This window comes from Candidatus Sulfotelmatobacter sp. (assembly GCA_036500765.1).
GTDB lineage: Bacteria > Acidobacteriota > Terriglobia > Terriglobales > Acidobacteriaceae > Sulfotelmatobacter.
Genome location: DASYBM010000015.1, coordinates 101,063 through 126,354, shown reverse-complemented (window position 1 = coordinate 126,354; position 25,292 = coordinate 101,063). Strand labels below are relative to the sequence as shown.

Here is a 25,292-nt window from a genome sequence, read left to right as displayed (position 1 = left end):
AAGGCGACTTTCATATTATTGCGAGTCAAAACTATTACTTTCGTTTATGGGGAAAGTCAAGTCAAATCGCAGCGAAATTAAACGCGTTCAAAAATACAAATCAAGCGATGGTTTTCTGCGGTTCTGCCCGATGTGCGGCCCCCTCACGCGCCGGTTTACGAGCCTTTCTTCTTGTTTCACGCGCCGTTCCTCCCTTAGTCTGTTTGGCGGTCTATCGTCGAACGAGGAATTTTTTCCACCTAATATGCCACGTCTTAATCTTCTTTACTTTTACTGCGCCTTGCTGCTGACGATCCTGGCGAATTTTGCCCCAGCTCAATCTTCTCGTTCCGCGCCTGACGGAATGACACCCAGAGGAATGAAGGACGGCACCATCACCCTTTCCAACGATGCCATCTCGGCTGCCTGGTCCGTTCGCGACGGCATCCTGCGCCCTGTGAGCCTGACCAATCGTTACACGACAGCGCACTTGAATCTCGGCGGCAACGTGTTTGAGTTGGTGCCCAAAGAGGGTGCCGCGCTGCATTCCTCCGATTTCAAAATTGTGGCTGCGCCCGTATTGCGGAACATTTCCCCCGCGCCGCGATCGCCGAAAGCCGCCGATCAGTTGACCGGCCGCGAACTCCGCGTCGTGCTCGAAGATTCCTCCGGCAACCTCCGAGTCATCTGGAAGGCCATCCTGCGCGATGGCGCCAACTATCTTCGCCAGGAGATTAACATCCGCATCCTGCACCAACCGGTGGCGATCACCCAGATCGGCCTCCTCGATTTTGTTTTGCCGGGTGCGGTTGTCTCTGGCCACGTCAAGGGATCGCCCGTAACTGCCGGCACATGGTTCGTCGGATTCGAACACCCTTTGTCCGACTGTCGCGTCCGCGCCGACCGCGCTACCTGCTGGCTCTCCCGCGAGCTTCCCTTGCAGCCGGGCCGCGACTTCACCTATTCGTCGGTGATTGGCGTTGCTCACCCGACCCAGATGCGCCGTGACTTTCTACACTACATCGAACTGGAGCGCGCTCATCCCTACCGCACCTTTCTGCATTACAACTCCTGGTACGACCTGGGATATTTCGACCGCTACAACGAGCAGCAGGCAGTCGCTGTCGTGGAAAGTTTCGGAGAGCAACTCACCAAGCGACGCGGAGTAAAACTCGACAGCTTCATGTTCGACGATGGCTGGGACGATCCCACCACCCTATGGAAGTTCAACCCCGGTTTCCCCGATGGCCTGACGAAGGTGACACAGACCGCGGCGTCTTTCGGCGCTGCGCCCGGCATTTGGCTCTCGCCCTGGGGCGGGTACGACAAGCCGAAGGAGCAGCGCCTGATCTCCGCTCGTGCCCAGGCATTCGAAACCAACGAAGGCGGCCTCGCCTTATCCGGGCCGAAATACTATCGCTATTTCCGCGACACCTGCCTCGATATGATCGCGAAATATGGCGTGAATCAGTTCAAATTCGATGGCACCGGAAATGCGAACGAGGTCATCAAAGGCAGCGAGTTCGACAGCGACTTCGATGCCGCTATCCATCTGATCGGCGAACTGCGCGCGAAGAAGCCCGATCTCTATATCAACCTCACAACCGGAACCTATGCATCTCCATTCTGGCTGCTCAATGCCGATTCCATCTGGCGCGGCGGCGACGACCACAGCTTCGCCGGCGTCGGCACCAGCCGCCAGCGCTGGATCACCTATCGCGACTCGCAAACCTATCGCTGGATAGTCGAGGACGGCCCACTGTTCCCCATCAATTCGCTCATGCTGCACGGCCTCATCTACGCGCGTTATGCCGAACGCCTCGGCGACGATCCCGGCCACGATTTTGCCGACGAAGTGCACTCCTACTTCGGCACCGGCACCCAGTTGCAGGAGATGTACATTACTCCGTCGCTGCTCTCCGCCGACGACTGGGATGTTCTGGCAGAAGCCGCCAAATGGTCGCGCGACAATGCAAGCGTTCTCAAAGACACGCACTGGATCGGCGGCGATCCCGCGCGTCTGGAAGTTTATGGCTGGGGCGCATGGTCAAAGGAGAGCAAGGTGCGGGAAAGCGTGTCGCGCGAGAAGGCGATCATCACGCTGCGCAATCCCAGCGATCAGCCGCAGGATTTCACTGCGCCTTTGGCGACGCTGCTCGAATTGCCGGCGAATTCCGCGCGCGCGTTCAAGGCAAGCAGCCCGTGGAAAAATGTCACCGCCAAGTCAATTGCTATTTCGACGCAGGAACGGCACACGTTTCATCTGAGGCCATTCGAAGTGCTCACGCTGGAGATGTCGCCGTTCTGGAACTGATAATCGGTAGTGTCCTAACAGTGCGTTGATGACTTTTCCACAGGCAAGGAACTCGACCGGTGACTACATGTCGGCAAGGTGCCGAACCTTCGGCATTCCCCTAGCAGATGTTCAGGAATTTTTTCGCGCAATCGTAAATCCCAAAATGGCGGGCCATCTTTTTGACGTGCCCCACTTCGATGGTGTCGAACTTCGGCAAGTCACGGTATACGAGGCTTCCATACGATACGCAGCGACCATGCGTTGTCCGTCGTATGGTGTGGCCGGGAGCGCAGGTTGTCAGCATCCGCTGAATGTCACTGAAACTGGCGGATGCTGACATGCATTAGGCGGCTTTAGGGAATGAGTAGGCGTAGGTATCAGCTACATTCTCGCTGGGCGTGAGGCGCACATTTGCCCCTGCATCCAACCGCTCCACCTTGATGAAAGACGGGTGGTTCTCCGGCGACAATCGCGGCAAATTAGCGAACGGAGCGGGCGGAGAGCACGCAGTCGTGCGGACGGTCGCCAACGCCTTCTCCCACAGTCGCTCATCCTCGTTGTCGGCGTCGTTCTCGTTGAAAAAACGCTCTACCTCTTCCTCGAACTGTTGGAAGCTCGCGCTTTCCTGTGCTATGTCGAATAGGATTTCCTTGTACGCACTTCGGAAGCGCAGGAATGCATCCTCGATGTTCTCGCCAGAGGCAGCGATCCCGGCAGGACGCACCCCGTACATCCACCACTTGCCGTGCTCTTCCTTCATTAATGCTCGTCCAGCAGATAAGGTAATGCGTGCGTGGAAGCCGTTTCCAGATATGGAATCCTGGACGGTCACCATTATCGGGTGCTCTTTTAGTTCGACGGCAGGTGCTGTCAAGGTGCCCATCCACTCTCCGAAACAAATCTATCGGCGCAAACTGATTTTGCGATCAGTTGGCCGATGGTTCAACATCACCGACATAACCCCGGTAACCAAAAGCCGGGCGTGTACTTCGGTAACCGTATAAGCAATTTAGATTCCAAAACAGGTATTTGGGGTTTACTTTCGTACTCGCCGGAATGGTATATCACTCCCATTCCGGGAAGCAAGGAGAAGTTCGACAGGTTTTGTCAATTTTTATGCTAGCTCGTTTGCAGTGAGGAGTTCCGAAAGTCCCCATACGTGATCCGCGATTCCAGACTCCATCGCCGAGGTTACACGCAATGTTTTGTGTACTCTACAAAAATTATACCATGCGAAAATGCAGTCCCACAGCGGCTTTCAGATGCGACAGTTTCTTGCTGAACGCATTCGTGAGCCGGGTGGATCGGCGCATCTGCATTCTCATGATTAGGTTCTGCCATTCAACGAAACTGGTGCTGATGTGATCGGGATCGGGGTCGCCTTGTCGAACCTTGGATATCACCCCCGAGATGCGCGGTGGGGAGTACCTCGCATCCGGCGAATCGAATTGACCGCAATCGCCGAACAACGACTACGTTTTTAGATAATTCAGGAATTGCCGCCGGGAATTTCCAGCCCTGCTTTGCGCAGGCCGTCGATCAACTTCTCCACCATTTCCGGCTGCCACCACTTGGCGCACTCTTCGCGCGCCGCCGCGAATTCGGGACGCGCGGCCAGCAAGGCCCGCAGGGCTTTGCGCGCCGGCTCCGCCTCGCCCAGTTGCCCGTAGATTACCGCCAACACGAGATTGGTACGCCAGAAGCTGGGCAGGTTGATGTTCTGAGCAATCTCCAGCGCACCGCGATAGTCGCCTTTTCGATAAGCATCGAACACAGGCGGGAACCAATACCAGCCGGGATGATGTGGGTTGAGGTTCCGCGCCTTCTCCGACCAGGCACAACCGCGTTCCCACTCGCCGGCAAAAGCAGTCAGCATGCCCAGATAAGCGAACGTGAATCCGTCCATCGGATTGAGTGCAATTGCGCGCTGCGCCTCGGTGTGGAAAGCCTGCAACTCGCGCTGGAAGAACAGCACCGAGGCGAGCGCGTGATGCGCCAGATGATTCGAGGGCGCGGCCTCCGTCGCGCTCCGTGCTGCCGCGAACGCTCGTCCCAGAGGATCGGGTCGGGTGTTGAAACCGTGGTTGTACTCTTCCCGGGTAACGATCGCGAGCATCGCCCAGGCGGGTGCATATCCCGGCGCCTGCTTCACCGCCCGCTCCAATCCCTCACGCGCTTTGGCGTGGTCTTCTGGACTGACCCGGTGGAGGTAAGAGAAAGCGCAAAGCACCGCCTCGTATGGACTCAGCTGACTGACGTCCTTCGTCCGCAGCGCTTCGCCCATGCTGTGCGGCAGAACGCCTTGGGTGTCCGCGACCGTGGAGACGATCTTGGGCACAACCTCGTCTTGCAGCTCGAAGACGGCTTCGGCCTGGTAAGGACGATCGTAGGTCTCAGCCCACAGATGAGCGCCGGAGACTGCGTCGACCAACTGCACGGCGATGCGCAGCCTTGAGCCGGCCTGGCGCAGGCTCCCTTCCATTACATACCGTGCCCCCAGATCCTTGCCCGCCGACCGGACATCCACAGCACCCTGGGCGTAGCGCAAGGCCGAACTGTGCGCGATCACCCGCAGGTAGGCGAAGCGCGCGAGGCCGGTGACAATCTCTTCCGTCACGCCTTCGGCGAGGGCCGCCACATCGGGATTGGAGCCGCCATATTTGAACGGCAGCACAGCTACCCAAAAACCTTCGTCAGCTCGAGCCGCCCCAGAATCGTTTGCGCTTACAGGCCGCGAAGCCGAGACGGGATCGGGCTTGGGCCGGGATGCCAGTTGCGCCAGGTCGCGAAATTCATTGCTCACATCGCGCGCCGTCTGTACCCGGTGGCGAGGATCCTTTTCCAGGCAACGCCGGATTACTCGGGCCAAATCGTTAGGCAACTCGGCCCGGGTATCGGTGACGAGCGGCGGATTATCGCGCAGGATCGAAGTTACCAGTTCCGCCGAAGAAGTCCCGGCGAATGGCCGCCGGCCCGTCGCCATCTCGTGCAGCACCACGCCCAAGGAAAAAATATCGGTGCGATGGTCAAGCGCGCGTCCGGAAACCTGTTCCGGCGACATGTAACCTGGCGTCCCCATCACCATGCCGACTTCCGTTCGCCCGGCCGAAGTCAATGTGGCGTCGGTCGAGGATTCCGCCCCGACATCTTTCGCCAACCCAAAATCCAGCACCTTGACGCGGCCATCGTTCGTCACCATTACGTTGGCCGGTTTCAGGTCGCGATGCACAATCCCTTTCTCATGCGCCGCCGCCAGCGCTTCGGCCAGCGCGCCCGCGATTGCGATGATCTGCTCGACCGGCAGGCCGCCTCCGGCAATGCGCCGGTCCAGCGACAGGCCTTCGACCAGTTCCATGGTGAGAAAGTGCACGCCGTCGCACTCCTCCACCGAGTACAGCGTCACCACATTGGGATGATTGAGAGCGGCCACGGCCCGCGCCTCGCGATGGAAACGCGCCAGCCGATCCGCATCTTGCGCCATCTCGCCGGGAAGAATCTTGACCGCAATCTCACGCCCCAGCCTGGTGTCAGTCGCGCGGTACACCTCTCCCATGCCACCGGCGCCGATGGGAGCGTGAATTTCGTAGATGCCTAGGCGACTACCGTCCGCGAGGGGCATAAAGCGTCAACCGATTCTTTAGCTTTCTAGACTATGATGTCATCCAACGTCGTTATCCAATCAAGCGGAGCCGTTCTTCAGGCGAAGCGAAGGATCTCCCGCTTGACCGGCTCTGCGCGTAAGCCAAACTGTACCACTACCCAAGAAACGAAGCGGTGTCCGTTCGTTTCGGCAGTACGCAGCCGAAAGAATCATTCAGCATGTCGCCGAGGTCCACCGAGACGCATATCGATCCCAAACATCGGCCCGTAGACGTTGATGCCGTAGTTCGAGTACAGCGGCGCGGATAAATTCGCATTGGAGATGTGCATCCAATTCAGGCCCGCGGAAATGGCATAGCGGGAATTGAAGTTATAGCGCGCTCCGGCTCCCATGTTGCAAGTGAAAGTGTAGTCTTGACCTTGCGCATAGTACACGCCGAGCGGTCCCTTCGCATCGATCAGGCCCAGGCCGAACCGGAGATCGACGTACGGCGTGGCGCGCCAATTGCGCGGAACAAAATTCCGGCGAATGCCCATGTCATAGGAAAAATATCGCGTCTCCGCGCCTTTCGGAATCGCGGTATACGACCCGCTGAAAGTAACGTCCCAATTGCCCCGCAGAATGAATGGACTTCCCACCCCATCCACGTGCCAGCGCAGAGATGCCACAACCGGCACCAGCGTGTAGCGAAGCGGATAAAGCACATAAGGAGCGCCCTCGAGAAAGTCCAGTGGAAATGGAATATTGATGGGCAGCCATCCTGCGTCCAGAGAGAATTCGAGCTTATTGCGGTAATAAATTTCCCGGTTGAAATCGGGCAATTGGGAGTGCCGGAGTTTTTTCTCCAGTCGACTCGAATTTGCCGCCTGTTGGCCGCCCGCTTCCGGCGGCGAACTCGGCGCGGGCGGGGCGTTCTCCTGCCGATCGCAGCCCAGCCGGCCCATGCTATCCGACCCGGAGTCTCGCCCCACTGCGATCGTTTCGCACTCGCACGCAGGATGGCACGAGGCGCGCGAGTTATTTATTTCGGCGCTGCCGGAATTCGCCGGCGTGTAGCCGCAACCCCGGGCTTCTGCCGAAGGTGCAACCAAAGTGATGCTGGCCGAGAGCAACACCAGGGACCAAATGATTTTCTGCCGTTCTTTCTGAATGGGCAAGAGCGCAGAGCATGCGTTTCCCGCAAGCCGTCTCATTGGCCTTTTTTCTTTCAAACGTTGTGGAACGGAATCTCTGTCTGCCGGCCCAATTGCGGGTTCTTTCCTTAGTGCGCCGAAATGTCGAACAATGCCCACCAAAAGCATTCCGATGCGATAGGACTTCTATTTGTTGGCTGGAATCGCTATTGCCGGCAACGGCTTCCGTCGTCACTGGGCCGCGCCAGAAACCACAACGTTCGCGCTTCCCGCAATCGGAGTCGCGTCATAATCGGACACGGTGATGGTTTGATTGCCGGGGGTCACCAGCGTGAGGCCAGTAAAAGTATGGGAGCCGGCGTCAGCCGCGGTAAACACGTAAAGAGTGGGAAGCTGCGCGGCCGCGTCGCTCGTCGTGAAGTGTATCGGCCCATCGATAATCGTGTCCCGCTTTCCCTGGTACATCGCGGTCACCGTAACGTTAAAGGGCGAATCGGCCACCACATTTGCCGGAGCGCTCACCAGAAGGATCGCATGACCCGAACCGCAACTGAGTGACAGCAAGCCCGCCCCAACTGGGCTCAATGCACGCAGTAACCCCTTCGCCCGGATCTTCTTAAAACGCGCACACCCGCCGGAAAACTTCGCGACATAGCCTAAGAAGCGCAGGAAACCTACGGACCCTCGCGACACTTCATTCTCCCCCATTTCCAATTACTTCCGAACGGAGCGAACGGAGCGAACGGAACTGTCAACATCCCCAAAGCGTCAGATGCAGGAACCCAGAAAAATGTAAGCTATGACCGGTAAACCGTAATATGGCTATATCAGTAAACTATGACCCGAATTCACTGCGCCGCTCTCTTGTTCGACATGGATGGAGTCCTGATTGACTCAACTCCGGCGGTCGCCCGCGTGTGGCGGCGCTGGGCCATCGAGCGCGGATTCGACCCCGAACAAGTCGTCGCCAGCGCCCACGGCCGCCCCAGTCTCACGACCGTCCGCGAATATCTCCCGCACGCCGATCACGACGCCGAGAATCGCGAGGTGGAGCGCCGCGAAATCGCAGACCTCGAGGGCGTCGTCCCCCTGCCCGGAGCGCTCGCATTGCTCGCCAGCCTTCCTGCCGACCGTTGGACCATCGTCACTTCGTGCACCCGCGCGCTGGCCGAAGTTCGCCTCCGCGCCGCAGGGCTGCCGCTTCCCATGAAGTTCATTACCTCCAACGACATTACCCACGGCAAACCACACCCCGAGCCCTATCTCAAAGGCGCATCCCTTCTCGGATTCGATTCGACAGAATGCATTGTCTTCGAAGACGCCCCCGCCGGGGTCCGCTCGGGTAAAGCCGCGGGAGCAAGAGTGATCGCCTTCACAACCACGGTCCACGAAACCCCGCTGCAAGAAGCCGGCGCCGACTGGATCGCCAACAATTGCGCCGATATCCGTGTAACCTCGGCGGTCTCGGATCCAGCAGGCTTGAACCTAACTCTTCTCTAATCCTCCATTCCTACTGAGCTAACGCACGTCCGGGCGTCATCTCAAGCGGAACCCTTCCTCAGGCGAAGCCTGCTCATCGACAGCGTCGGTGAGAGATCCACGCGAACTTCCTGGTAAAGCTTTCCCCATCTCTGCCGATCAAGTTCAGGACGGCAAGAGGTTCTACGACTTCCGTTCAAGGGACCCACATCTTAGGAGAGACTTATGTCAACAGCAGCGGTTTCCTCAAATTTGATTTACAAGGACTCGCAACAGTACTTTCAGCAGCGCGCCTCCGACCTGCAGCAACTTGGCCAGGCGCTACAGAATGGGGACCTGACTGCGGCCACGCAGGAATTCGGTGCCATCTCGAACCTGGGGCAGAACGGCCCATTCGCCAATGGAGATTCATTCAAAATCAACCAGCGCCAGGCGGATTTCAATGCCATTGGTCAGGCCCTGCAAAACGGAGACCTGGCGGGCGCGAAACAGGCGCTGGTTCAACTGAGAAGCACGTTCCAAAACCAACGCACCGCCGATCCGCCAAGCGCGGCCGGAGGATCGGCCCCAGTCACACCCTCGGTCGTAGTCAACCTCAGCGCCGCCTCCACTGCGGATGCGACCTCCACCTCGACGCCTGCAACTTCGACCGCGTCCGGCGCGGGAAACGAAATCGTCCTGAACCTCGGCGACGTCACGCCGGGTGAGCAGATCACGATCGGCGTCAGCAATGGCGCCAATGGCTCCGAGCAAGTCACCATCGGCGTGAACAATGGGCAAAACCAAAGCCCCGAGCAGTTCACCCTCAACCTGAATCAGAACAGCAACCAGCAAATTGTCCTGAATCTATTGAACAACGCCGCCAGCACCGCCGGCAGCACAGCGCAAAGCAGCAGCGTCAACGTCACGGCCTAAGCGCCGAGATCGAACAACGGAAGGTCGATCGACCAACGACCAACGGCCGACGACCGACGACCGACGACCAACGAACAACGAACAAAGATCGAAACACCGGCAGCAGACATACCCCGAACCCGGTGCGGGTGGCGGCGCTTTCTCCAGGCCCCGTACCCCGCACCGGCGAACTGCGCCGCTACTCTCACCCGCATACGTCATTCGTTGTATCGCAAAGCAACACTCCCCTGGGTTAGACTTTCCCCAAATCCGGGAATTTCGTCCGCAAGGAGAGACCAAATGCGATACAGGCTTCCGGTTTTGTTTGCCGTACTGCTCGCTTTACTTACTCTGGGCACCGCCCAGGACACTCAACAACCCTCTGCCAAGTCTCAGGACCGCATCGTCAAAGAAGTTCGCCACGAACTCATGATGCTCCCCTACTTTGGCGTCTTCGACTACATTGCCTTCAAAGTGGACGGTGGCAACGTCACCCTGCTCGGTTCGGTGGTCAGGCCCGTTACCAAGTCTGACGCCGAAAACGCCGTCAAACACATTGAAGGTGTCGAGAAGGTCGACAATCAAATTGAGGTTCTTCCTCCATCCCCGATGGATGATCGCCTCCGCATGCGACTGTTCCGTGCCATCTACGGTTATCCGGCTTTACAGAGGTACGAACTCGGCGTGCAAAAACCAATCCGTATCATCGTTAAGAGCGGCCACGTGACTCTGGAAGGCGTAGTGGACAGCGAAGCCGACAAGAATCTCGTCGGCCTTCGCGCCAATACTGTGTCCGGCGCCTTCTCCGTCACTAACAATCTGCAAGTCGTAAAGCCGTAATCACGGACCTCAGACTTCGGCCGTCGGTCGTCAGTCGTCGGCCAACCGACTCACGTCTGAGGTCCGAGGTCTGATTCTTGGTCTTATGTGGGGACAGCCGCCCTCGGCTGTCCGTCGAGCGCAGCTCGATGGGTTTTTCTTTTCCCCCAACCCCTCGCTCGGCAGTTGTCCCATTCTCCCGCAATCTGCGTATAATGCTCCCGGACTCGACTCCCGCTCCCAGACGAGCGTTCCAGAGGGTAAGCTTCATGAAAAAGCACGAAGGCAATGAGCAGGGCAGGGATCAGCAGGGTATGAATCGCCGCACTTTTCTCGAAACCGCAGGCACCGTCACCGCCGCCACTTTGCTGACCAGCCATCTGGGCTGGGCTGCGGGCGAGCACAGGGCCGAACACGTTGGCGTGCAACTCTACAGCGTGCGCGATGCCATGAAGGACGATTTTGACGGCACCCTCGCCAAGGTCGCAAAAATCGGCTACAAAGAAGTCGAGTTCGCCGGATACTTCGGCCGCACCTCCCAGCAGGTTCGCGCTTCGCTCGACAAAGTCGGTCTCACCGCGCCCTCGACTCACGTCCAATACGACGAGCTCGACGACAAGTTCCCTGCGGTTATCGAAACCTCGAAAGCGATCGGCATGAACTACATTGTCAACCCCTGGATTCCCGAGGAACTGCGCAAGTCTCCCGACATCTGGAAGCAAGCCTCGGAGAAATTCAACCGCTGCGGCGAGCAGTGCAAACAGGCCGGCATCCAGTTCGCCTATCACAATCACTGGTTCGAATTTCTTTCTACCAATGGCGTGCGTCCCTACGACGTATTGCTGAAAGATTGCGATGCGAACCTGGTCAAAATGGAAATGGATTTGTGCTGGATCACCGCGGCCGGCGCCGATCCCATCAAGTATTTCAAGATGTATCCCGGAAGATTCCCCCTGGTTCACGTTAAAGACTTGAAAAAAATGCCGGCGATCACCACCGGCGGTCCGCAGAATTTCGGCGACACCGTCGACCTGACCGAAGTAGGCAGCGGACTCATCAACTGGAAGGCCCTGTTCCAAGGCGCCGATAAGGCCGGAGCCGGCATCAAAATCTATATCGTCGAACACGATCATCCCAAGATGCCCTTCGAGAGCATCGCCACCAGCTACCAGTATCTCGAGAAGCTGCGCTGGTAAGCGGTCGTCGGTCGTCGGCCGTCGATCCTCCGCCATCAATCGAAGGACCGAAGACCGGCGACCGAAGACCGGCGACCGAAGACCGACGACCGAAGACCGACGACTTCCGCATGAAAGCAGAAGCTCATTAGCAGAAAGGCCGATTCAGGAAACGATTCATGCAGGTCAAGCGCACGCCCAAAACGTATGACGTTTGCATCATCGGCTCCGGGGCCTCGGGCGGCACAGCGGCCAAGGTGCTCAGCGAGGGCGGACTCAGCGTCGCGCTGCTCGAAGCTGGCCCTCCGCTGGTTCCCGAACGAGATTTCAAGGAGCACGTCTGGCCTTACGACTTGCCGCATCGCGGCGCGGGCGTCGGCGGTGCGGCACGTCGAGGACTGGAAGATGAATTTCTCGCTCCCAACGGCGCGTGGGAGATCGAAGGCGAACCTTACGTCGCCGCTCCGGGATCGAAATTCCGCTGGTTCCGTTCGCGCATTGTCGGCGGACGCACTAACCACTGGGGACGCATCGCCCTGCGCATGGCTCCGGTAGACTTCAAAGTGCGCTCGCATGACGGCATGGGCGACGACTGGCCGCTCAGCTACGAAGATGTCGCGCCCTACTACGACAAAGTCGAATCCTACATCGGCGTCTTCGGGACCAAAGAAAATATTCCCAGCGCGCCCGATGGAATTTTCCTGCCGCCGCCCAAACCGCGATGCACCGAAACCATCATCAAGAAGGCTTGCGACAAACTTAACATCATCTGCGTCCCGTCGCGGCTGGCGATTCTCACTCAACCCCTCAACGGCCGCGCCGCTTGCCACTACTGCGCGCAATGCGGACGCGGCTGCAAGAGCGCATCGAATTTCAGCTCCAGCCAGGTGATGATTCCGCCCGCGGAAAAAACCGGACGCTTCACCCTGATCACCGGCGCAATGGCGCGGGAACTGATCGTCGGGAAAGACGGTAGAGTCAGCGCCGTCTCCTACGTTGACAAAGCCACGCGCACCGAGCAGCGCATTCACGCGCGGGCTTTTGTGGTGGCTGCCAGCGCCTGCGAATCGGCCCGCCTGCTGCTGAATTCGCGGTCCACGCTTTTTCCGGATGGCCTGGCCAATTCCTCCGGAGTTGTCGGCCGCAATCTGATGGACACCGTCGGGAGCGACGGCGGCGGATACTTCGAGTCGCTCGAAAAAATGCCGCCGCACAACCACGACGGCGTCGGCGGCATGCACATGTATTTGCCCTGGTGGAAGTTCGATCGCAAAAACGAATTCCTGCGCGGCTACCACACCGAATTCGGCGGCGGACGCGGCATGCCCGGCGTCGGCGACTACGACGATCTGTGCGATGACTTCGAAGGCTACGGTACATCCCTCAAACAGGAGTGCAAGAAAAAATACGGCACCTGGATCGGCTTCGCCGGGCGCGGCGAGATGATTCCCAACGAAAATTGCTATTGCGAGATCGACCCCTCCGCCATGGATCAGTGGGGCATTCCCGTGCTGCGCTTCCATTGGAAGTGGAGCGACAACGAAATCAAAATGGCGCGCGACATGCAGGAGACTTACAAAGAAATCGTCGAAGCCGCCGGCGGAGTCTATCTGACCGATCATCGCTCCGACGGGCCAAATCCCTACGGCATCGCCGACGGCGGCGTGATCATTCACGAAGTCGGCACGGTTCGCATGGGCGAGCACTCGGCTACGTCGGCGTTGAATCAATACTGCCAGGCGCATGACGTAAAGAATTTGTTCGTGACCGACGGAGCCAGCTTCGTCACCAACGCCGACAAAAATCCCACGCTGACCATCATGGCGCTGACCTGGCGCGCGTCGGATTATCTGCTCGCCGAGGCGAAGAAAGGAAATATCTAGTAGTGGTGCACCTTAGCTCGTGCGAACGCGATGTCATCCTGAGCGCAGCCGTTTTTCAGGCGGAGCGAAGGATCTCAAGCTTGAGCAGCCCTGAGCGTAAGTCAATGCTCACCGGATCTGTAGCGAAATAGCGCCATGTCCATTTCACGAAGAGACATTCTCAAATCGCTGACCATCACCGCCGTGACCGGCTCGGTGCTGCGCGTGATTCCGCTGGAAGCGGCCGAGTACGCCCATCGCATGGTGAAAGCGGAAAAAGCGGACTCACAAACTTACGTCCCAAAATTCTTTTCCGCGCACGATTACAAAACCTTGCAGACGCTCTGCCAGACCATCATCCCTGCCGATGACGAGGCCAAAGGCGCAATCGAAGCCGGCGCTCCTGAGTTCATCGACCTGATCACCAGCGAGAACAAAGATTATCAAGTCGCTCTCGGCGGCGGCTTGATGTGGCTCGACAATACTTGCCTGGATCGCTATGGCAAGTTTTATCTCGAGTGCGCGCCGGCGCAGCAGAAAGAATTTCTCGACCTCATCGCCTACACCAAGAATGCCAAACAAGATCCCAGTCTCGGGCAGGGAATTGAATTCTTCGGTTTTCTGCGCAAGCTCACCGCTGACGGTTTTTTCACCAGCGAAATCGGCATCGAGTATCTGGGTTACATCGGCAACACCTTTCTCAAGGAATTTCCCGGCTGTCCGCCGGTTCCCGGGATTTAGCCGAACTCTGCGGACTTTTGTTGGTCCCCGCTGGGACAGGTACGGGCGTAACGCGCGCGAACAGTCGCGGCTGTGGCACCTTAGAGTGTGGCCAAATCGGATTCAAACGACTACATCGACTGGGATGCTGGGCGGGAAGGCTACGTCCAGACGCGGAACAAATTTGTCCCCGTTGTAGCCATCCCCCCAAAAAACAAGATAGCGACCGGGGGGACCCTGGCCAGGATTCGCCGGCAAGAGCGCCTTGCCAGCCTGCTCGCCGCGGCCGGGATAATCTGGGCCGTCTATGTCGCGACCACAGATTACGAAAGCCTCTGGCACATGCAGATCATGCCGCCGGGTCCGGTCGAGGTCTGCGCATTGGGCATCCTCGCCTGGCTTCATGCGAAATGGCGCCGTTCCATTCAACCTCGCTGAACGAGGGAGGTTAATCATACATAAATGTACGTACACAAACAGCGTACATGCCTATCCCCCGGCACGTGGTGGTCCCAGCCGATGCTCTCGCCCTTGCCTAAAATGCCTTTTCCGGGGCCGGGAACGGCCCTGGCTGCGACGATAATCTGCCACGCCGAGGGAAAGGTCGTCCGCGGCACAATTGCACGTCCTGTAGCCTCCCGGGGGCCTTCTACGACTTTTCAATCACTTGCACGAAGGCTCAACGACTTACAGATAACCGCTAAGAAATTGTTGCGGTTCGTCCCTGCGGTATTCTCTCTGCATCATGGAATCTGGTTTCCAGTGCGCAGCTTGTGGCGAATGGAACATTACGTCAGTCGACGAGTCCGCGGGACGGCGGCAGAGTTATGTCGAGGATTGCCAGGTTTGCTGCAAGCCGAATGTTCTGCGCGTCGAGTACGACAAGGCGGCGCAGGAATTTTTTATCGGCGCGCAACTGGAGTGAGGAAGGCGCGCCAGGGCAGGTATAAGACTGAGATCCTTCGCTTCGCCTGAAGAACGGCTTTGCTCAGGATGACAAAGCGCGAGTTAATGGGCTAACGCCCAGATGTCTGAGGTCCGATGTCTGAGGTCCGAGGTCTGACGCCCGACGCCCAAGTCCGCTATAGTTAGCAATTCTCCGGCTTTCAGAAAGGACCCAGGCCATGGCAACCGGCTACAGCGCTGGCAGGATGGTGGCTCACAATATGGTGACCACGCAGTTTGAACTGGACGGTTTTCGCGTGACGCGCACACTCGGCGTCGTTCGCGGCATTGTGGTGCGGTCGCGATCGATCTTCGGAACCATTGGGGCGGGACTGCAGACGCTGGTCGGCGGCAATATCACCTTGCTCACCAATTTGTGCGAGAAGACGCGCCAGGAGGCCTTCGATCTGATGCTGCAACATGCGGCGGAGTTAGGGGCGAACGCCGTGGTCGGCGCACGCTATGACGCCACTGAGGTGATGCAGGGCGTCACCGAAGTACTGGCGTATGGCACGGCGGTGTTCGTGGAGGCGTCGAAATAAGGCTCAGTCAACAGCGCAGAGGACACTGGGGACGCGGAGAAATTTACAACCGCACTATCCCAACGATTTTTCTTGCTATCTTCTGCGTCCTACGCGTCCTCTGCGGTTCTTACTTTATTTTCGCTCATGGTTACGGGTTGGCGGGGTTCGGCGCCGGCGCGATCGAGGGCCCCGGCTGCTGCGTACCGATGACATCGCCGGAGACGATCATCTCGACGCGGCGATTTAGTTTACGGCCGGCTGCGGTGCTGTTGTCGGCGACCGGATTGGACTTGCCCAGGCCGACGGCAGTTACATGATCGGGCGGCACACCCGACGAGGCCAGATAACCGCGGACGGTCTCCGCGCGCCTTTCCGACAGCGTCTGGTTGTATTCGTCGGAGCCGATGGCGTCGGTGTAGCCCTCGATATCGAGCTTCAGGTCAGGATAGGCGAGCACGATTCCGGAAATTTTGGCCAGGCGTTCGCGGGCTTCCGGCTTGAGCGTGTACTTATTGAAATCGAAAAGAACGTCGGGCATGCTGACGATGAGTCCGCGCGCAGTGTCGCGAGTTTCAAGAACCTGATTCAACTGGGCGAGCAGGCGGGCGCGCATTTCTTCTTTTTGTTGAACGGCTGCTTCTCTTTGACGTTCCGCGTCTTCGGCGGCTTGTTCGGCGGCTTCAGCCTGTTGCTGCGCCTGTTGTTGCTGTAACAGGGCTTGCGATCGTGCTAAGTCGGCCTGGGCCTGAGCCTGTTCGGCTTCGGCGCGGCGACGGGCGTCTTCGTCGGCGCGAGCCTGCGCGTCCTGCTCGGCCTGCTTGGCGGCGGCCGCGTCGGCTTCGGCTTTCGCTTGAGCTGCTTCGCTGGCGCGGCGGGCGGCGTCTTCGCGCTCCTGTTCTTTTCTACGCAAGGTTAGCACGCGGGCGTCTTCGGCCATTTGCGTGGCGCCGCGGGCGGCGGTTCCGATGGGCGTGCGGCCTTGTTTGCGCTGATAGTAATCTTCGGCGCGCTGCAACATATCTTCCGCTTTCATGATGCTGTCGTGGGCATACTGCTCGGCGCCGGCGGCTTTGGCGATCATGACGGCGTCGCGGGCCTCCAGCAGATCGAGGGGAACGTTCGGCTGCGCCTGCGCCGACGGCAGTTGGTCGGCGGCGACGTCGATGGTGTACTGGCCGCCCTCGAGCACGTCGAACTTGGCGTCGATGGTTTCCTCGAAACCTTTAGTTTCGGGACGAATGATGTTCTCCGCGACAATCTCGTTGCTGGGATGGGTGACCGAAAAATAAGGTTCCGCGGTCACGATCAGACCGAAAGCCTGAAGATCGGTCGTGACATTCATTTTGAATTTGCCGTTGTCTCCGGGAAGCACTTCGCCGAGATTCACCGCTCGGCCCTCCGGCGTCACTGCCCACAAAACATAAGTCAGATACTGTGGACCCAGACTGGCAGGACGCTCCATGTGGTCGAGGTCAACGTCGATGGCGAGCCTGCCCGCCTTTCCGTCGACCTTCGCTTTGCCGCTGATAGAAGGCATAAGGCTGGTGCCGCGCATGTCGACGGTCGTGGATCCGCCGCGATGGCGGTAGTTCACGGCCCGGGCGGTGCGCGCATACACATGTACGCGGAAAACCGGCATCTGGGAGTTCTCTTGAGCGGAAACATCCTGCGCCGACTGGGCGTCGGCGGAATTGCCCGACGCGGGATAGATCGGCGGGGGATTCTGTTGGGCAAACGTTGAAATGGAAAAGCATGGAATCGTAAGAAATAACGCTGCTATCAGGGGCAACTGTGATCTCTTCATGACAAAACCTCGGGGTCTTGTAAATTCGTTATGTTTAAGATGAAAACGAGCGAGGGAGGGATGGCGAGGTTTCGTCTGGAAGGAGCGGCTGAAAACGGAAACCGTGAGTGGGCCGAAACAGCAGGTCTCTCCACTGCGCTCGCATTCGCTCGCTCCGGTCGAGATGACAGAACTCTTTTTCGGGTTGCAGCTGACGTCCCAGAAAACGGCTCGTCCTCGAGGCTCGGTTTAAGTGAGCATGTCGCGGAGATCCCCGGACGAATGCGTTCGGGGCCTACGTGTTTGTGGTTTTGTCGGAATTTCCACAGGAAAATCGGCGCGGGGCGCGGGAAGCAAGGAAAATATTAGCGAAAGAATAGCGAAGGGATCAAGAGCGTAAACCCAACCCCTTGTGGTCGTTCAACTGGTTAACCACAAGTCCTCGTATTTTCCAGAATCGGTGCAGGAGTGGGACTGCTACCTATCAGTTTCTGCTTGACAATAAACGACTTACGGGTAAGATGTGGGAGAAAGTGGAATATTGTGGTGAGTTCAGTTAGGCCAATGGAATTCCGGAGCTGAAAACGAGGAGCCGGTGGGAAACCGACCCAAAAGCACCACAGACAGCCCGAAATGCTTGGATTTAAACGGGATTTGGACAGTTTTGGCATGGATTCGCGAGCAGCAAGTGCATAGATCCTTCGGACGCAAAGAACGCGTCCTCAGGATGACAACGAGCAAGCAGGCGACAAAGAGCAAGCATGTTTCGCGGCAATCATCCAACCCGGGTCGACGAAAAAGGACGGCTCAAGGTGCCGGCCGAGTTCAAGCGGGTGATCGACGAGAAATACGGTCAGCAATTCTACATCACAAGCTTGGATGGAAAGGTTGCTCAAGTATATCCCTTCGAGGAATGGGAGAGGATCGAGCAGAAGCTGGCGGGGCTCTCCAATTTCAATCCTACGAAGAAAAAGTTTCTCGACCGGACGAACTATTACGGGCAGCAGGTCGAGATGGATGGGCAGGGGCGGCTGCTTCTGCCGCAGTTGTTGCGCGAGGCTGGACAGATCAAGGGCGAGGTAGCGGTTCTGGGCAACTTGACTTTCTTGACGGTCAGGAACCTGGAGCTGTTCAAGAAAGAGATCGTAGAAGAAAAGTTTACGCCTGACGATGAGAAGACGCTCGACGAACTGGGCATCTAGTGGGCGAGGGTTTAACAAACACCCCTCAGGGGGTAGGGCATGGTGGTGGAAGGGCAGTGAGCCAGCTTTCAGCCAATCATGTTCCGGTTCTTTTAAAAGAAGCGATCGACTTTTTAAACGTGCAGCGTGGCGGGACATATATCGACGCGACGGTGGGTTTGGGCGGGCACAGTTACGAAATCGCAAAACGCCTCGGCGCACCGGGACATTTGATTGGGCTCGATAAGGATCCGGCGGCGCTGAAGATTGCCGGCGAGAAGTTCGTCGTCGGTCGTCAGTCGTCGGTCGTCGGCGACGAAGAAACAGCAGGTCCCTCGACTGCGCTTTCTGATTCGCTTCGCGAATCAGAAAGCTCCGCTCGGGATGACAAGGATGCTGGACGACCGACGACCGAGGACCGACGACAAGATTCCGATTGGCCGACGGTGACGTTGCTGAACCGATCTTTCGCGGAGATTGCGAAAGGGCACAAGGCGGGGACGGTTGACGGAATTCTCGCCGACATTGGCGTCAGCAGTTTGCAGCTGGACGATGCGGCACGCGGATTTAGTTTTCAGGCGGATGGACCGCTGGACATGCGGATGGACCCGCGTGGCGAGCGCACCGCCGAACAAGTGGTAAACCACCTCGACGAGCGACAGCTTGCCGATGTGATTTACGAATTCGGAGAGGAAAGGAGGTCGCGGAGAATCGCCAGAGCCATTTGCCGGTCGCGGCCGATACGATCTACCGCACATCTTGCGGACGTCATATCAGCCGCGGCCCGGCCAATGAACCAGGCGGAGAGAAGAATTCATCCCGCGACTAAGACCTTTCAGGCTCTTCGAATCTTCGTAAACCGCGAACTGGACGATCTGAAGGCGCTGCTCGAAGCGGCGCCGCGGATTCTGAAGCCAGGAGGGCGCGTGGTGGTGATCAGTTTTCACTCGCTGGAAGATCGCATCGTAAAGGATGCCTTCCGCGAGAGTGGAAATCAGGACAAGCACTTTCGTGTTCTGACCAAGAAGCCGGTGACGGCATCGGAATTGGAAAGCGATCGGAATCCGCGGGCCCGCAGCGCGAAATTGCGGGCGGCGGAACGGATTTGAGAGCGGGCGTCGGGCGGTAGGTGTCGGGCGTCGGCAAAACAGCTGACAGCCATTTTACGGGTTCCGTGGTAGGAATCCAAACTTGAAGGTGCGGGACATGTACACGGGCAAACTGATAAGCGATTTGATGGCGGCTGCCGAGCGCGCGCGGGATCAGGCGCAGCAGCGGCGGGTCGAACAGGAGCTGCATGAGATTTTTTCCATGCAGATTCCAGTGGCGGACGGCGACCAGATCTTCATGGGGGCGGCATAACATGGCGGCAGCGGCGGCAACAGTTCACGGTGCGGGCGCGGCGGCGGAGCGGCGTTCGTTTTGGACCGGTACACCCGAGATCTACTTCTCCAAGGCGATCGACAATTCGCGTCTGGTGAAAGTGGAGGACCCGCAGCGCAACCGCGAGATGAAGCAGTTTGGCACGGCGCTGGCTGTGTTGTTCCTGCTGGTGTTTACCTATGCCTGGCAGCATTTCAAGGCGATCGAGTATGGCTATCAGATCGAAGCGGCGAAGCGCGAGTTGAGCGAGAAGACGGAGATGAATCACGCGCTGCGTTTGGAAGACGCGTCGCTGCGCGATCCCGAGCGGATTGACGTGCTGGCTCGGCGCATCGGGCTGGTGCCACCGGAGCCGGGACAGGTGATTCGCATGGATTCGGCGGCGGCCGACGCTCAGGCGCCGGTAATGGCGAATGCGTTTCCGGTGACGGTGATTCCGGGACGGTAAATGTTCGGCGCGAGAAAAGCAGCCGAGCTACGCTCGGCGCTTTATTCGGAACACGACAGCCGAGGGCGGCTGTCGCCACAAGTTTATCTGGCGGTCCGCCTCTTCGGTGGGCCGCCATGTTCGTCTCTAGGGGAGAGACTCGAAGCTTTCGTGCGATTAAACGATTAACGTTAACGACCAACGACTAACGACCAACGACCAACGACTCAACCATGGCAGCGCCCACCTTCAGTCCCGGCGAGAATTCCCGGCTCTACCTTCTGGGAGCGGTGTTGTTGCTGTGGTGCGTCGTCATCTGCGGACGGCTGGTGTTTCTGCAGATCTTCAGTTACGGCAGGTTCGTCAAGCAGGCGGGACATCAGCAGCAGCGGGCGATTCCGCTGGCTGCGAAGCGTGGCGTGATCTACGACCGTGCCGGTCATGAGTTGGCGATGTCGGTGCTGGTCGATTCAGCGTTTGCCGTGCCTACCGAAGTCAAAGATCTTCCTACAGCTGTTTCTTTGATCACGCGCATCACCGGCGACGACTATAACGTCGTGCTGGCGGATTGCCGGGCCCACAAGACTTTTTGCTGGGTGGCGCGCAAGGCGAACGACGAAACCATCGAGCGCATTAATTCGTTGAAGCTGCAAGGGATTCATTTTCAGAAAGAGCCGAAGCGTTTTTATCCGGCGCGCGACCTGGCGGCGCAGGTGCTCGGGTCGGTGGGCATGGAGGATTCCGGCCAGAGCGGGATCGAGCACGAGTTTGACGATGAACTGCGCGGGCGTGCGGGGAAGATGTTTATTTCGGTGGACGCGCGCCGGCAATGGTTTTCCGATGTCGAGACGCAGCCCGAGCCGGGCGAAAATTTAGTTTTAACGATCGACAAGAATATTCAATACGTCGCCGAGAAAGAGCTGGATCAGGCGATTCACGACACGCAGGCCATTGCGGGCACGGTGATTGTGGAGAATCCGCACACGGGAGAAATTCTGGCGCTGGCGAACCGGCCCACGTTCAATCCGAATCTGCGCAAGCAGATCACGCCTGGAGCGCTTACCAATCGTGCGGTGAGCTACATCTACGAGCCGGGCTCGACGTTCAAGCTGGTGACCATTTCGGCGGCGCTCGAAGAAAAAGTTACGAACCCGGATGAAATATTCGATTGCCAGATGGGATCGATCGTCTACAACGGCATGCGCATCCGCGATTCGAAGCCGCACGGCTTGCTGCCGGTGTGGGGCGTGCTGGCGGAGTCTAGCGACGTAGGGTCCATTAAGATCGCGCTGCGGCTGGGCGAAGATCGCTTCTACAAATACATTCGCGCCTTCGGATTTGGGCAGCAGACGGGGATCGAGTTGCCCGGCGAAACTCGCGGACTGACTAAGCCGGTAAGCCGGTGGTCGAAAGTTTCGATTGCGGCGATTTCGATGGGACAGGAAATTGGCATTTCGGCGATTCAGCTAGCGGGGCTGGTTTCAACGTTCGCCAACGACGGGGTGTGGGTAGCGCCGCGCATTGTGACTGGAGCGGTGCAGCCGCAACTGACAGCGCAAACTGTAGCGTTTCATCCTGGTGCATCGCATCGCGTGCTTTCGTCGTACACCGCCGCCGAGATGCGATCGATGATGCAGAAAGTCGTGCTCGAGGGCACGGGGCGCAAGGCGATTCTCGAAGGTTATTCGTCGGCGGGGAAGACAGGCACGGCGCAGAAAGTCGATCCTGCGACCGGAGCGTATTCGAAGACAAAATATATCGGATCGTTTGCGGGATTCGCGCCCACGAATAATCCGCAGATTGTGGTCGCGGTGATTCTCGATTCGGCGGTGGGACTGCATCAGGGCGGGCAGGTTGCGGCGCCGGTGTTTCGCCGCATCTCGCAGCAGGTGTTGGAATATTTGCATGTGCCGCACGATCTGCCGCTGGCGCCGCAACATCAGTTGCTGTTGGCACGGGCGAAGGCGAAAGATAAAGATCTGGAAGAAGGGACGCCGGATCATCCGGGCGAGCCGCTGGAGACGGCGGAAGTGAATGGCGATGCGTCGGATGCGGCGAAGGCGAGTTTGGCAAAGGCGCCCGTGAATGTCGCCAGCAATGATCAGATCGTGCAAGCGGCGATGCGCGAGCCGGTTGCGGCGGAGCCGGCCGGGGGGATTGTGAGTCCGGCGAAAACAGCGGAGGCAGCAACCGCGGCAGAGAAGCTGCCATCGACCGGTACGGTAATTCTCGACGTTGAGCAGGGCGGCATCGAAGTGCCGTCATTCGTGGGCAAGACGGTGCGCGGCGCGGTAGAAGCCGCTCAGGATATGGGCCTGGAGCTCGACGCCGTCGGCAGCGGGGTGGCCCGGCAACAGTCTCCTCTGGCCGGAACGCACGTGGCTGCGGGGGCGCGAGTCACGGTGCAGTTCGGGCGCTGACTCTCGTAACTCCGGCTGCCAACTTCCTCAGCGTTAAAACTCGCCGGGACATTGCGATTAACTATTTGGATTTTACAGTGTTCTTCCGTATCCATTCGGCGAGTTCCGCCTCCGACAGTTTGCCTTCCGCTAAGCGCAAGATAATGGCAATGGCCTCGACGGGGTCAACCGAAAGCTCACGTCCGTTGAGCTCAACAAATAGACCGATCGCGAGAAAGCCGGTACGTTTGTTACCGTCATTGAAGGGATGATTGCGGACGATGCCGAAGCCGTATGCGGCTGCGAGGGCCGCGATATCGGATGTGGGTTCGTAAGTATGCAGGTGCTGGGGCCGAGCCAGCGAAGCGTCGAGGGCGCCCTCGTCGCGCAATCCTGAGAGGCCACCATGTTCTGTCAGCGTTTCTCCGTGCAGCAAGATCAGAGCGCGTCGGTCGATCCACTTCGGAGATTTCACTTCGCCAGGGCCCGAAAGGTATCGCGATACTTCGCCATGAATTCCCGGCCCTTAGACAGTTGCCGCTCGACTTCAGGATCGTAAGGCGTGAGCAGGTAGCCTTCGGGCGTTTCCACGGCAAAGAGCGAGTCGTCTTTCTTAACCTTCAAACGAACCAGCATCTCTTTGGGTAGAAGAACGCCAGTGGACGTACCGACGGAGCGGAGCTTGAGTTTCATGTGGAAATCCTTTTTCTAAATTACCATACATATTATAATGCCAGAATCAAATTACGGTCCAACCCCTCAACCACAGAGGGCATTGAGGAGCACAGAGTAATTCTCCGTGGAAGTCTGTGCCCTCTGTGGTTCAGGTTCTCCCGGTTTGACCCGTTGAAAAAGCGCGTGATACGGTAAACAGTCACGCGTTCTGGAGTTCAGACATCCCGGCAGGGCAGCTGCGGCCCGCTGATTGAGGTCTATTTTGTCTTCGGTTTCGGCCACTTCTGCCATCCGCAAAACTGCGTTGAACGCCGTCCATCGCCAGATGGGCGCGAAGATGGTGGAGTTCAACGGCTGGGACATGCCCGTGGAGTATCCCGCGGCGATCGGCTGCGGCATCATCAACGAACACATGGCAGTGCGCACCGGTGTGGGGATTTTTGATGTCAGCCATATGGGCGACATTTGCCTGGCCGGGCCGCAGGCTTTGGCCGCGGTGCAGCATATTTCCATGAATGACGCTTCGCGGCTGGCGGTGGGGCAGGCGCAGTATTCGGCGCTGCTCTATCCGGAGGGGACGTTTGTTGACGACGTTATTGTCCACCGGCTGGCAGAGGACGAGCATCTTCTGGTGATCAATGCGGGGACGCGCGAGAAAGATTTCGGCTGGGTGCGCGAGAACACGCGGCAGTTTGATTGTGCGGTCGAGAATCTGTCGGACGATTTCACGCAGATTGCCATTCAGGGACCGAAGGCCGTGAATCTGCTGCAGAAGCTTACCGACGCCAATTTGAGCCCGGTGAAGTTTTATTGGGTTACGCGCGGCAAGCTTTGTGGGATCGACAATATTCTGATGGGCCGCACGGGTTATACGGCGGAAGATGGCTTTGAGATTTATATCCCCAGCGATGAGGGGACCAGCGCGCGGGTGTGGTATGAAATTCTGGCTGCGGGCGAGGAATTCGGCGCAGTGCCGTGCGGCCTGGGATCGCGTAACACGCTGCGGCTTGAGGGTAGCTTGTCGCTCTACGGGCACGAGATTTCCGATACGATTAATGTCTGGGAAGCGGGGCTGGACCGTTTCTGCAAGATGGAGAAGCAGGAGTTCGTGGGGCGGGTCGCGTTGGAGCAGGCTCGAGTGGCGGGCCTGAAGCGGACTTTGGTTGGTTTGGAGATGACGGAACGCGGGATCGCGCGCGATGATTACAAGGTGCTCGACACCGCCGGACGCGAAATTGGATATGTCACGAGTGGATCTCCGGCGCCGTTCTTGAAGAAAAATATCGCGCTCGCGTATGTGCCTGTCGAGTTGGCGGCGGTAGGCACTGCGGTAAAGATCGAGATTCGAGGTCAGGGCGTGGGAGCAGTTGTGGTGCCCACGCCGTTTTACAAGCGCCCGAAAAAAAGTAAGTTGTAGCGCCGGCATCTTGCCGGCTGTCGCGGGGGACGTCGCGCCCGCGGGAGTGGCGGCGAGACGCCGCCACGACAGCCGCCGGGACGGCGGCGCTACTAGATCAGCAGCTAGGAGCTAGAGGCTTTTTATGGCTTACCCGACAGATCGTAAATACACCAAAGAGCATGAATGGATTCAGGTGAATGGAACTTCCGCCACCGTCGGCATTACCGACTATGCGCAGCAGTCGCTCGGGGATATCGTGTTCGTTGAGACTCCCAAGGTGGGCGCGGAACTCACGGCGGGGAAATCTTTTGGCACCGTCGAGTCGGTGAAGGCGGTGTCGGACTTATTTTCACCGGCGAGTGGCACGGTGACTGAGGTCAACGGAGATTTGGCAACTTCGCCCGAGAAGGTGAACACCGATGCGCATGGGGCGTGGATGCTAAAGCTGACGCTGAAGAATCCAAGTGAATTGGACGGTCTTCTCTCGGCCGCGGATTATGAAAAGTTTGTGGCGGAAGAGGCGGGACACTGAAAGGCGGGCGTCGGGCATTGGGCGTCAGGCCGGACCTCAGGCATTCTTGCACGACGAGGTAATGTGTTCCGCTTGCGTGCGGAGCC

The 25,292-nt window shown here is 58.4% G+C and carries 24 protein-coding genes; 17 read left to right on the top strand and 7 right to left on the bottom strand.

Annotation, left to right across the window (positions count from 1 at the left end):
* Positions 1 to 343: 343 nt before the first annotated feature.
* Complete coding sequence (locus tag VGM18_16550; protein ID HEY3974617.1) at positions 344 to 2,293, top strand: enterotoxin; 1,950 nt, start codon at positions 344 to 346, stop codon at positions 2,291 to 2,293.
* Between the two features lie 325 nt (positions 2,294 to 2,618).
* Here VGM18_16550 and VGM18_16545 read toward each other — a convergent pair whose 3' ends face one another.
* The 4 genes from VGM18_16545 to VGM18_16530 all read right to left on the bottom strand — a co-directional run bounded on the left by VGM18_16545 (position 2,619) and on the right by VGM18_16530 (position 7,702).
* A complete protein-coding gene (locus VGM18_16545; GenBank protein HEY3974616.1) occupies positions 2,619 to 3,158 on the bottom strand; it encodes a hypothetical protein in 540 nt (179 codons plus the stop codon).
* A gap of 606 nt (positions 3,159 to 3,764) precedes the next feature.
* Positions 3,765 to 5,894, bottom strand: coding sequence for a protein kinase (locus tag VGM18_16540; GenBank protein HEY3974615.1), 2,130 nt, complete (start codon positions 5,892 to 5,894; stop codon positions 3,765 to 3,767).
* A 191-nt stretch (positions 5,895 to 6,085) separates the two neighbouring features.
* Positions 6,086 to 7,069 carry an acyloxyacyl hydrolase gene (locus VGM18_16535; GenBank protein ID HEY3974614.1) on the bottom strand — a complete coding sequence of 328 codons (984 nt, stop codon included), beginning with the start codon at positions 7,067 to 7,069 and terminating at the stop codon, positions 6,086 to 6,088.
* Between the two features lie 171 nt (positions 7,070 to 7,240).
* Positions 7,241 to 7,702, bottom strand: a complete 462-nt coding sequence (locus tag VGM18_16530; GenBank protein HEY3974613.1) for a hypothetical protein — start codon at positions 7,700 to 7,702, stop codon at positions 7,241 to 7,243.
* A 144-nt stretch (positions 7,703 to 7,846) separates the two neighbouring features.
* Between VGM18_16530 and VGM18_16525 the strand changes: the two genes are divergently transcribed.
* From VGM18_16525 to VGM18_16485, 9 genes are all read left to right on the top strand, one after another.
* Positions 7,847 to 8,509: an HAD-IA family hydrolase gene (locus VGM18_16525; protein ID HEY3974612.1), complete on the top strand. Its 663-nt coding sequence runs from the start codon at positions 7,847 to 7,849 to the stop codon at positions 8,507 to 8,509.
* Positions 8,510 to 8,713: 204 nt separating this feature from the next.
* On the top strand, positions 8,714 to 9,403 hold the full coding sequence (locus VGM18_16520; protein ID HEY3974611.1) for a hypothetical protein: 690 nt from the start codon (positions 8,714 to 8,716) through the stop codon (positions 9,401 to 9,403).
* Between the two features lie 279 nt (positions 9,404 to 9,682).
* Entirely contained in the window at positions 9,683 to 10,222 is a 540-nt protein-coding gene (locus tag VGM18_16515) for a BON domain-containing protein (GenBank protein ID HEY3974610.1), read from the top strand.
* 248 nt (positions 10,223 to 10,470) lie between these two features.
* Positions 10,471 to 11,397, top strand: a complete 927-nt coding sequence (locus VGM18_16510; protein HEY3974609.1) for a sugar phosphate isomerase/epimerase — start codon at positions 10,471 to 10,473, stop codon at positions 11,395 to 11,397.
* A gap of 158 nt (positions 11,398 to 11,555) precedes the next feature.
* Positions 11,556 to 13,259 (top strand): GMC family oxidoreductase, encoded by a 1,704-nt coding sequence (locus VGM18_16505; protein ID HEY3974608.1) that lies wholly within the window; start codon positions 11,556 to 11,558, stop codon positions 13,257 to 13,259.
* 135 nt (positions 13,260 to 13,394) lie between these two features.
* Positions 13,395 to 13,979, top strand: coding sequence for a gluconate 2-dehydrogenase subunit 3 family protein (locus VGM18_16500; protein ID HEY3974607.1), 585 nt, complete (start codon positions 13,395 to 13,397; stop codon positions 13,977 to 13,979).
* Positions 13,980 to 14,066: 87 nt separating this feature from the next.
* Complete coding sequence (locus VGM18_16495) at positions 14,067 to 14,396, top strand: hypothetical protein (protein ID HEY3974606.1); 330 nt, start codon at positions 14,067 to 14,069, stop codon at positions 14,394 to 14,396.
* A gap of 307 nt (positions 14,397 to 14,703) precedes the next feature.
* Positions 14,704 to 14,883 (top strand): CPXCG motif-containing cysteine-rich protein, encoded by a 180-nt coding sequence (locus VGM18_16490; GenBank protein ID HEY3974605.1) that lies wholly within the window; start codon positions 14,704 to 14,706, stop codon positions 14,881 to 14,883.
* A 199-nt stretch (positions 14,884 to 15,082) separates the two neighbouring features.
* The gene (locus VGM18_16485; GenBank protein ID HEY3974604.1) at positions 15,083 to 15,445 is read left to right on the top strand and encodes a YbjQ family protein; all 363 of its coding nucleotides are present in this window, start codon (positions 15,083 to 15,085) and stop codon (positions 15,443 to 15,445) included.
* A gap of 130 nt (positions 15,446 to 15,575) precedes the next feature.
* Here VGM18_16485 and VGM18_16480 read toward each other — a convergent pair whose 3' ends face one another.
* Positions 15,576 to 17,231 carry an OmpA family protein gene (locus VGM18_16480; protein ID HEY3974603.1) on the bottom strand — a complete coding sequence of 552 codons (1,656 nt, stop codon included), beginning with the start codon at positions 17,229 to 17,231 and terminating at the stop codon, positions 15,576 to 15,578.
* Positions 17,232 to 17,971: 740 nt separating this feature from the next.
* On the opposite strand from VGM18_16480, the gene VGM18_16475 reads away from it, so the two are divergent.
* From VGM18_16475 to VGM18_16455, 5 genes are all read left to right on the top strand, one after another.
* On the top strand, positions 17,972 to 18,412 hold the full coding sequence (locus tag VGM18_16475; GenBank protein ID HEY3974602.1) for a division/cell wall cluster transcriptional repressor MraZ: 441 nt from the start codon (positions 17,972 to 17,974) through the stop codon (positions 18,410 to 18,412).
* Positions 18,413 to 18,468: 56 nt separating this feature from the next.
* On the top strand, positions 18,469 to 19,500 hold the full coding sequence (gene rsmH / locus VGM18_16470) for a 16S rRNA (cytosine(1402)-N(4))-methyltransferase RsmH (protein HEY3974601.1): 1,032 nt from the start codon (positions 18,469 to 18,471) through the stop codon (positions 19,498 to 19,500).
* An 82-nt stretch (positions 19,501 to 19,582) separates the two neighbouring features.
* Entirely contained in the window at positions 19,583 to 19,753 is a 171-nt protein-coding gene (locus tag VGM18_16465; GenBank protein HEY3974600.1) for a hypothetical protein, read from the top strand.
* Position 19,754: 1 nt separating this feature from the next.
* A complete protein-coding gene (locus tag VGM18_16460; GenBank protein ID HEY3974599.1) occupies positions 19,755 to 20,222 on the top strand; it encodes a cell division protein FtsL in 468 nt (155 codons plus the stop codon).
* A 212-nt stretch (positions 20,223 to 20,434) separates the two neighbouring features.
* A complete protein-coding gene (locus VGM18_16455; GenBank protein ID HEY3974598.1) occupies positions 20,435 to 22,621 on the top strand; it encodes a penicillin-binding protein in 2,187 nt (728 codons plus the stop codon).
* Positions 22,622 to 22,682: 61 nt separating this feature from the next.
* Here VGM18_16455 and VGM18_16450 read toward each other — a convergent pair whose 3' ends face one another.
* Positions 22,683 to 23,075, bottom strand: a complete 393-nt coding sequence (locus tag VGM18_16450) for a type II toxin-antitoxin system death-on-curing family toxin (protein HEY3974597.1) — start codon at positions 23,073 to 23,075, stop codon at positions 22,683 to 22,685.
* Positions 23,072 to 23,293: an AbrB/MazE/SpoVT family DNA-binding domain-containing protein gene (locus VGM18_16445; GenBank protein ID HEY3974596.1), complete on the bottom strand. Its 222-nt coding sequence runs from the start codon at positions 23,291 to 23,293 to the stop codon at positions 23,072 to 23,074. Before VGM18_16445 ends, VGM18_16450 begins: the two co-directional genes overlap by 4 nt.
* Positions 23,294 to 23,537: 244 nt before the next feature.
* Between VGM18_16445 and gcvT the strand changes: the two genes are divergently transcribed.
* Together gcvT and gcvH are read left to right on the top strand one after the other, a co-directional pair.
* The gene (gcvT, locus tag VGM18_16440; GenBank protein ID HEY3974595.1) at positions 23,538 to 24,692 is read left to right on the top strand and encodes a glycine cleavage system aminomethyltransferase GcvT; all 1,155 of its coding nucleotides are present in this window, start codon (positions 23,538 to 23,540) and stop codon (positions 24,690 to 24,692) included.
* 124 nt (positions 24,693 to 24,816) lie between these two features.
* Positions 24,817 to 25,206 carry a glycine cleavage system protein GcvH gene (gene gcvH / locus VGM18_16435; GenBank protein ID HEY3974594.1) on the top strand — a complete coding sequence of 130 codons (390 nt, stop codon included), beginning with the start codon at positions 24,817 to 24,819 and terminating at the stop codon, positions 25,204 to 25,206.
* Positions 25,207 to 25,292: the final 86 nt, after the last annotated feature.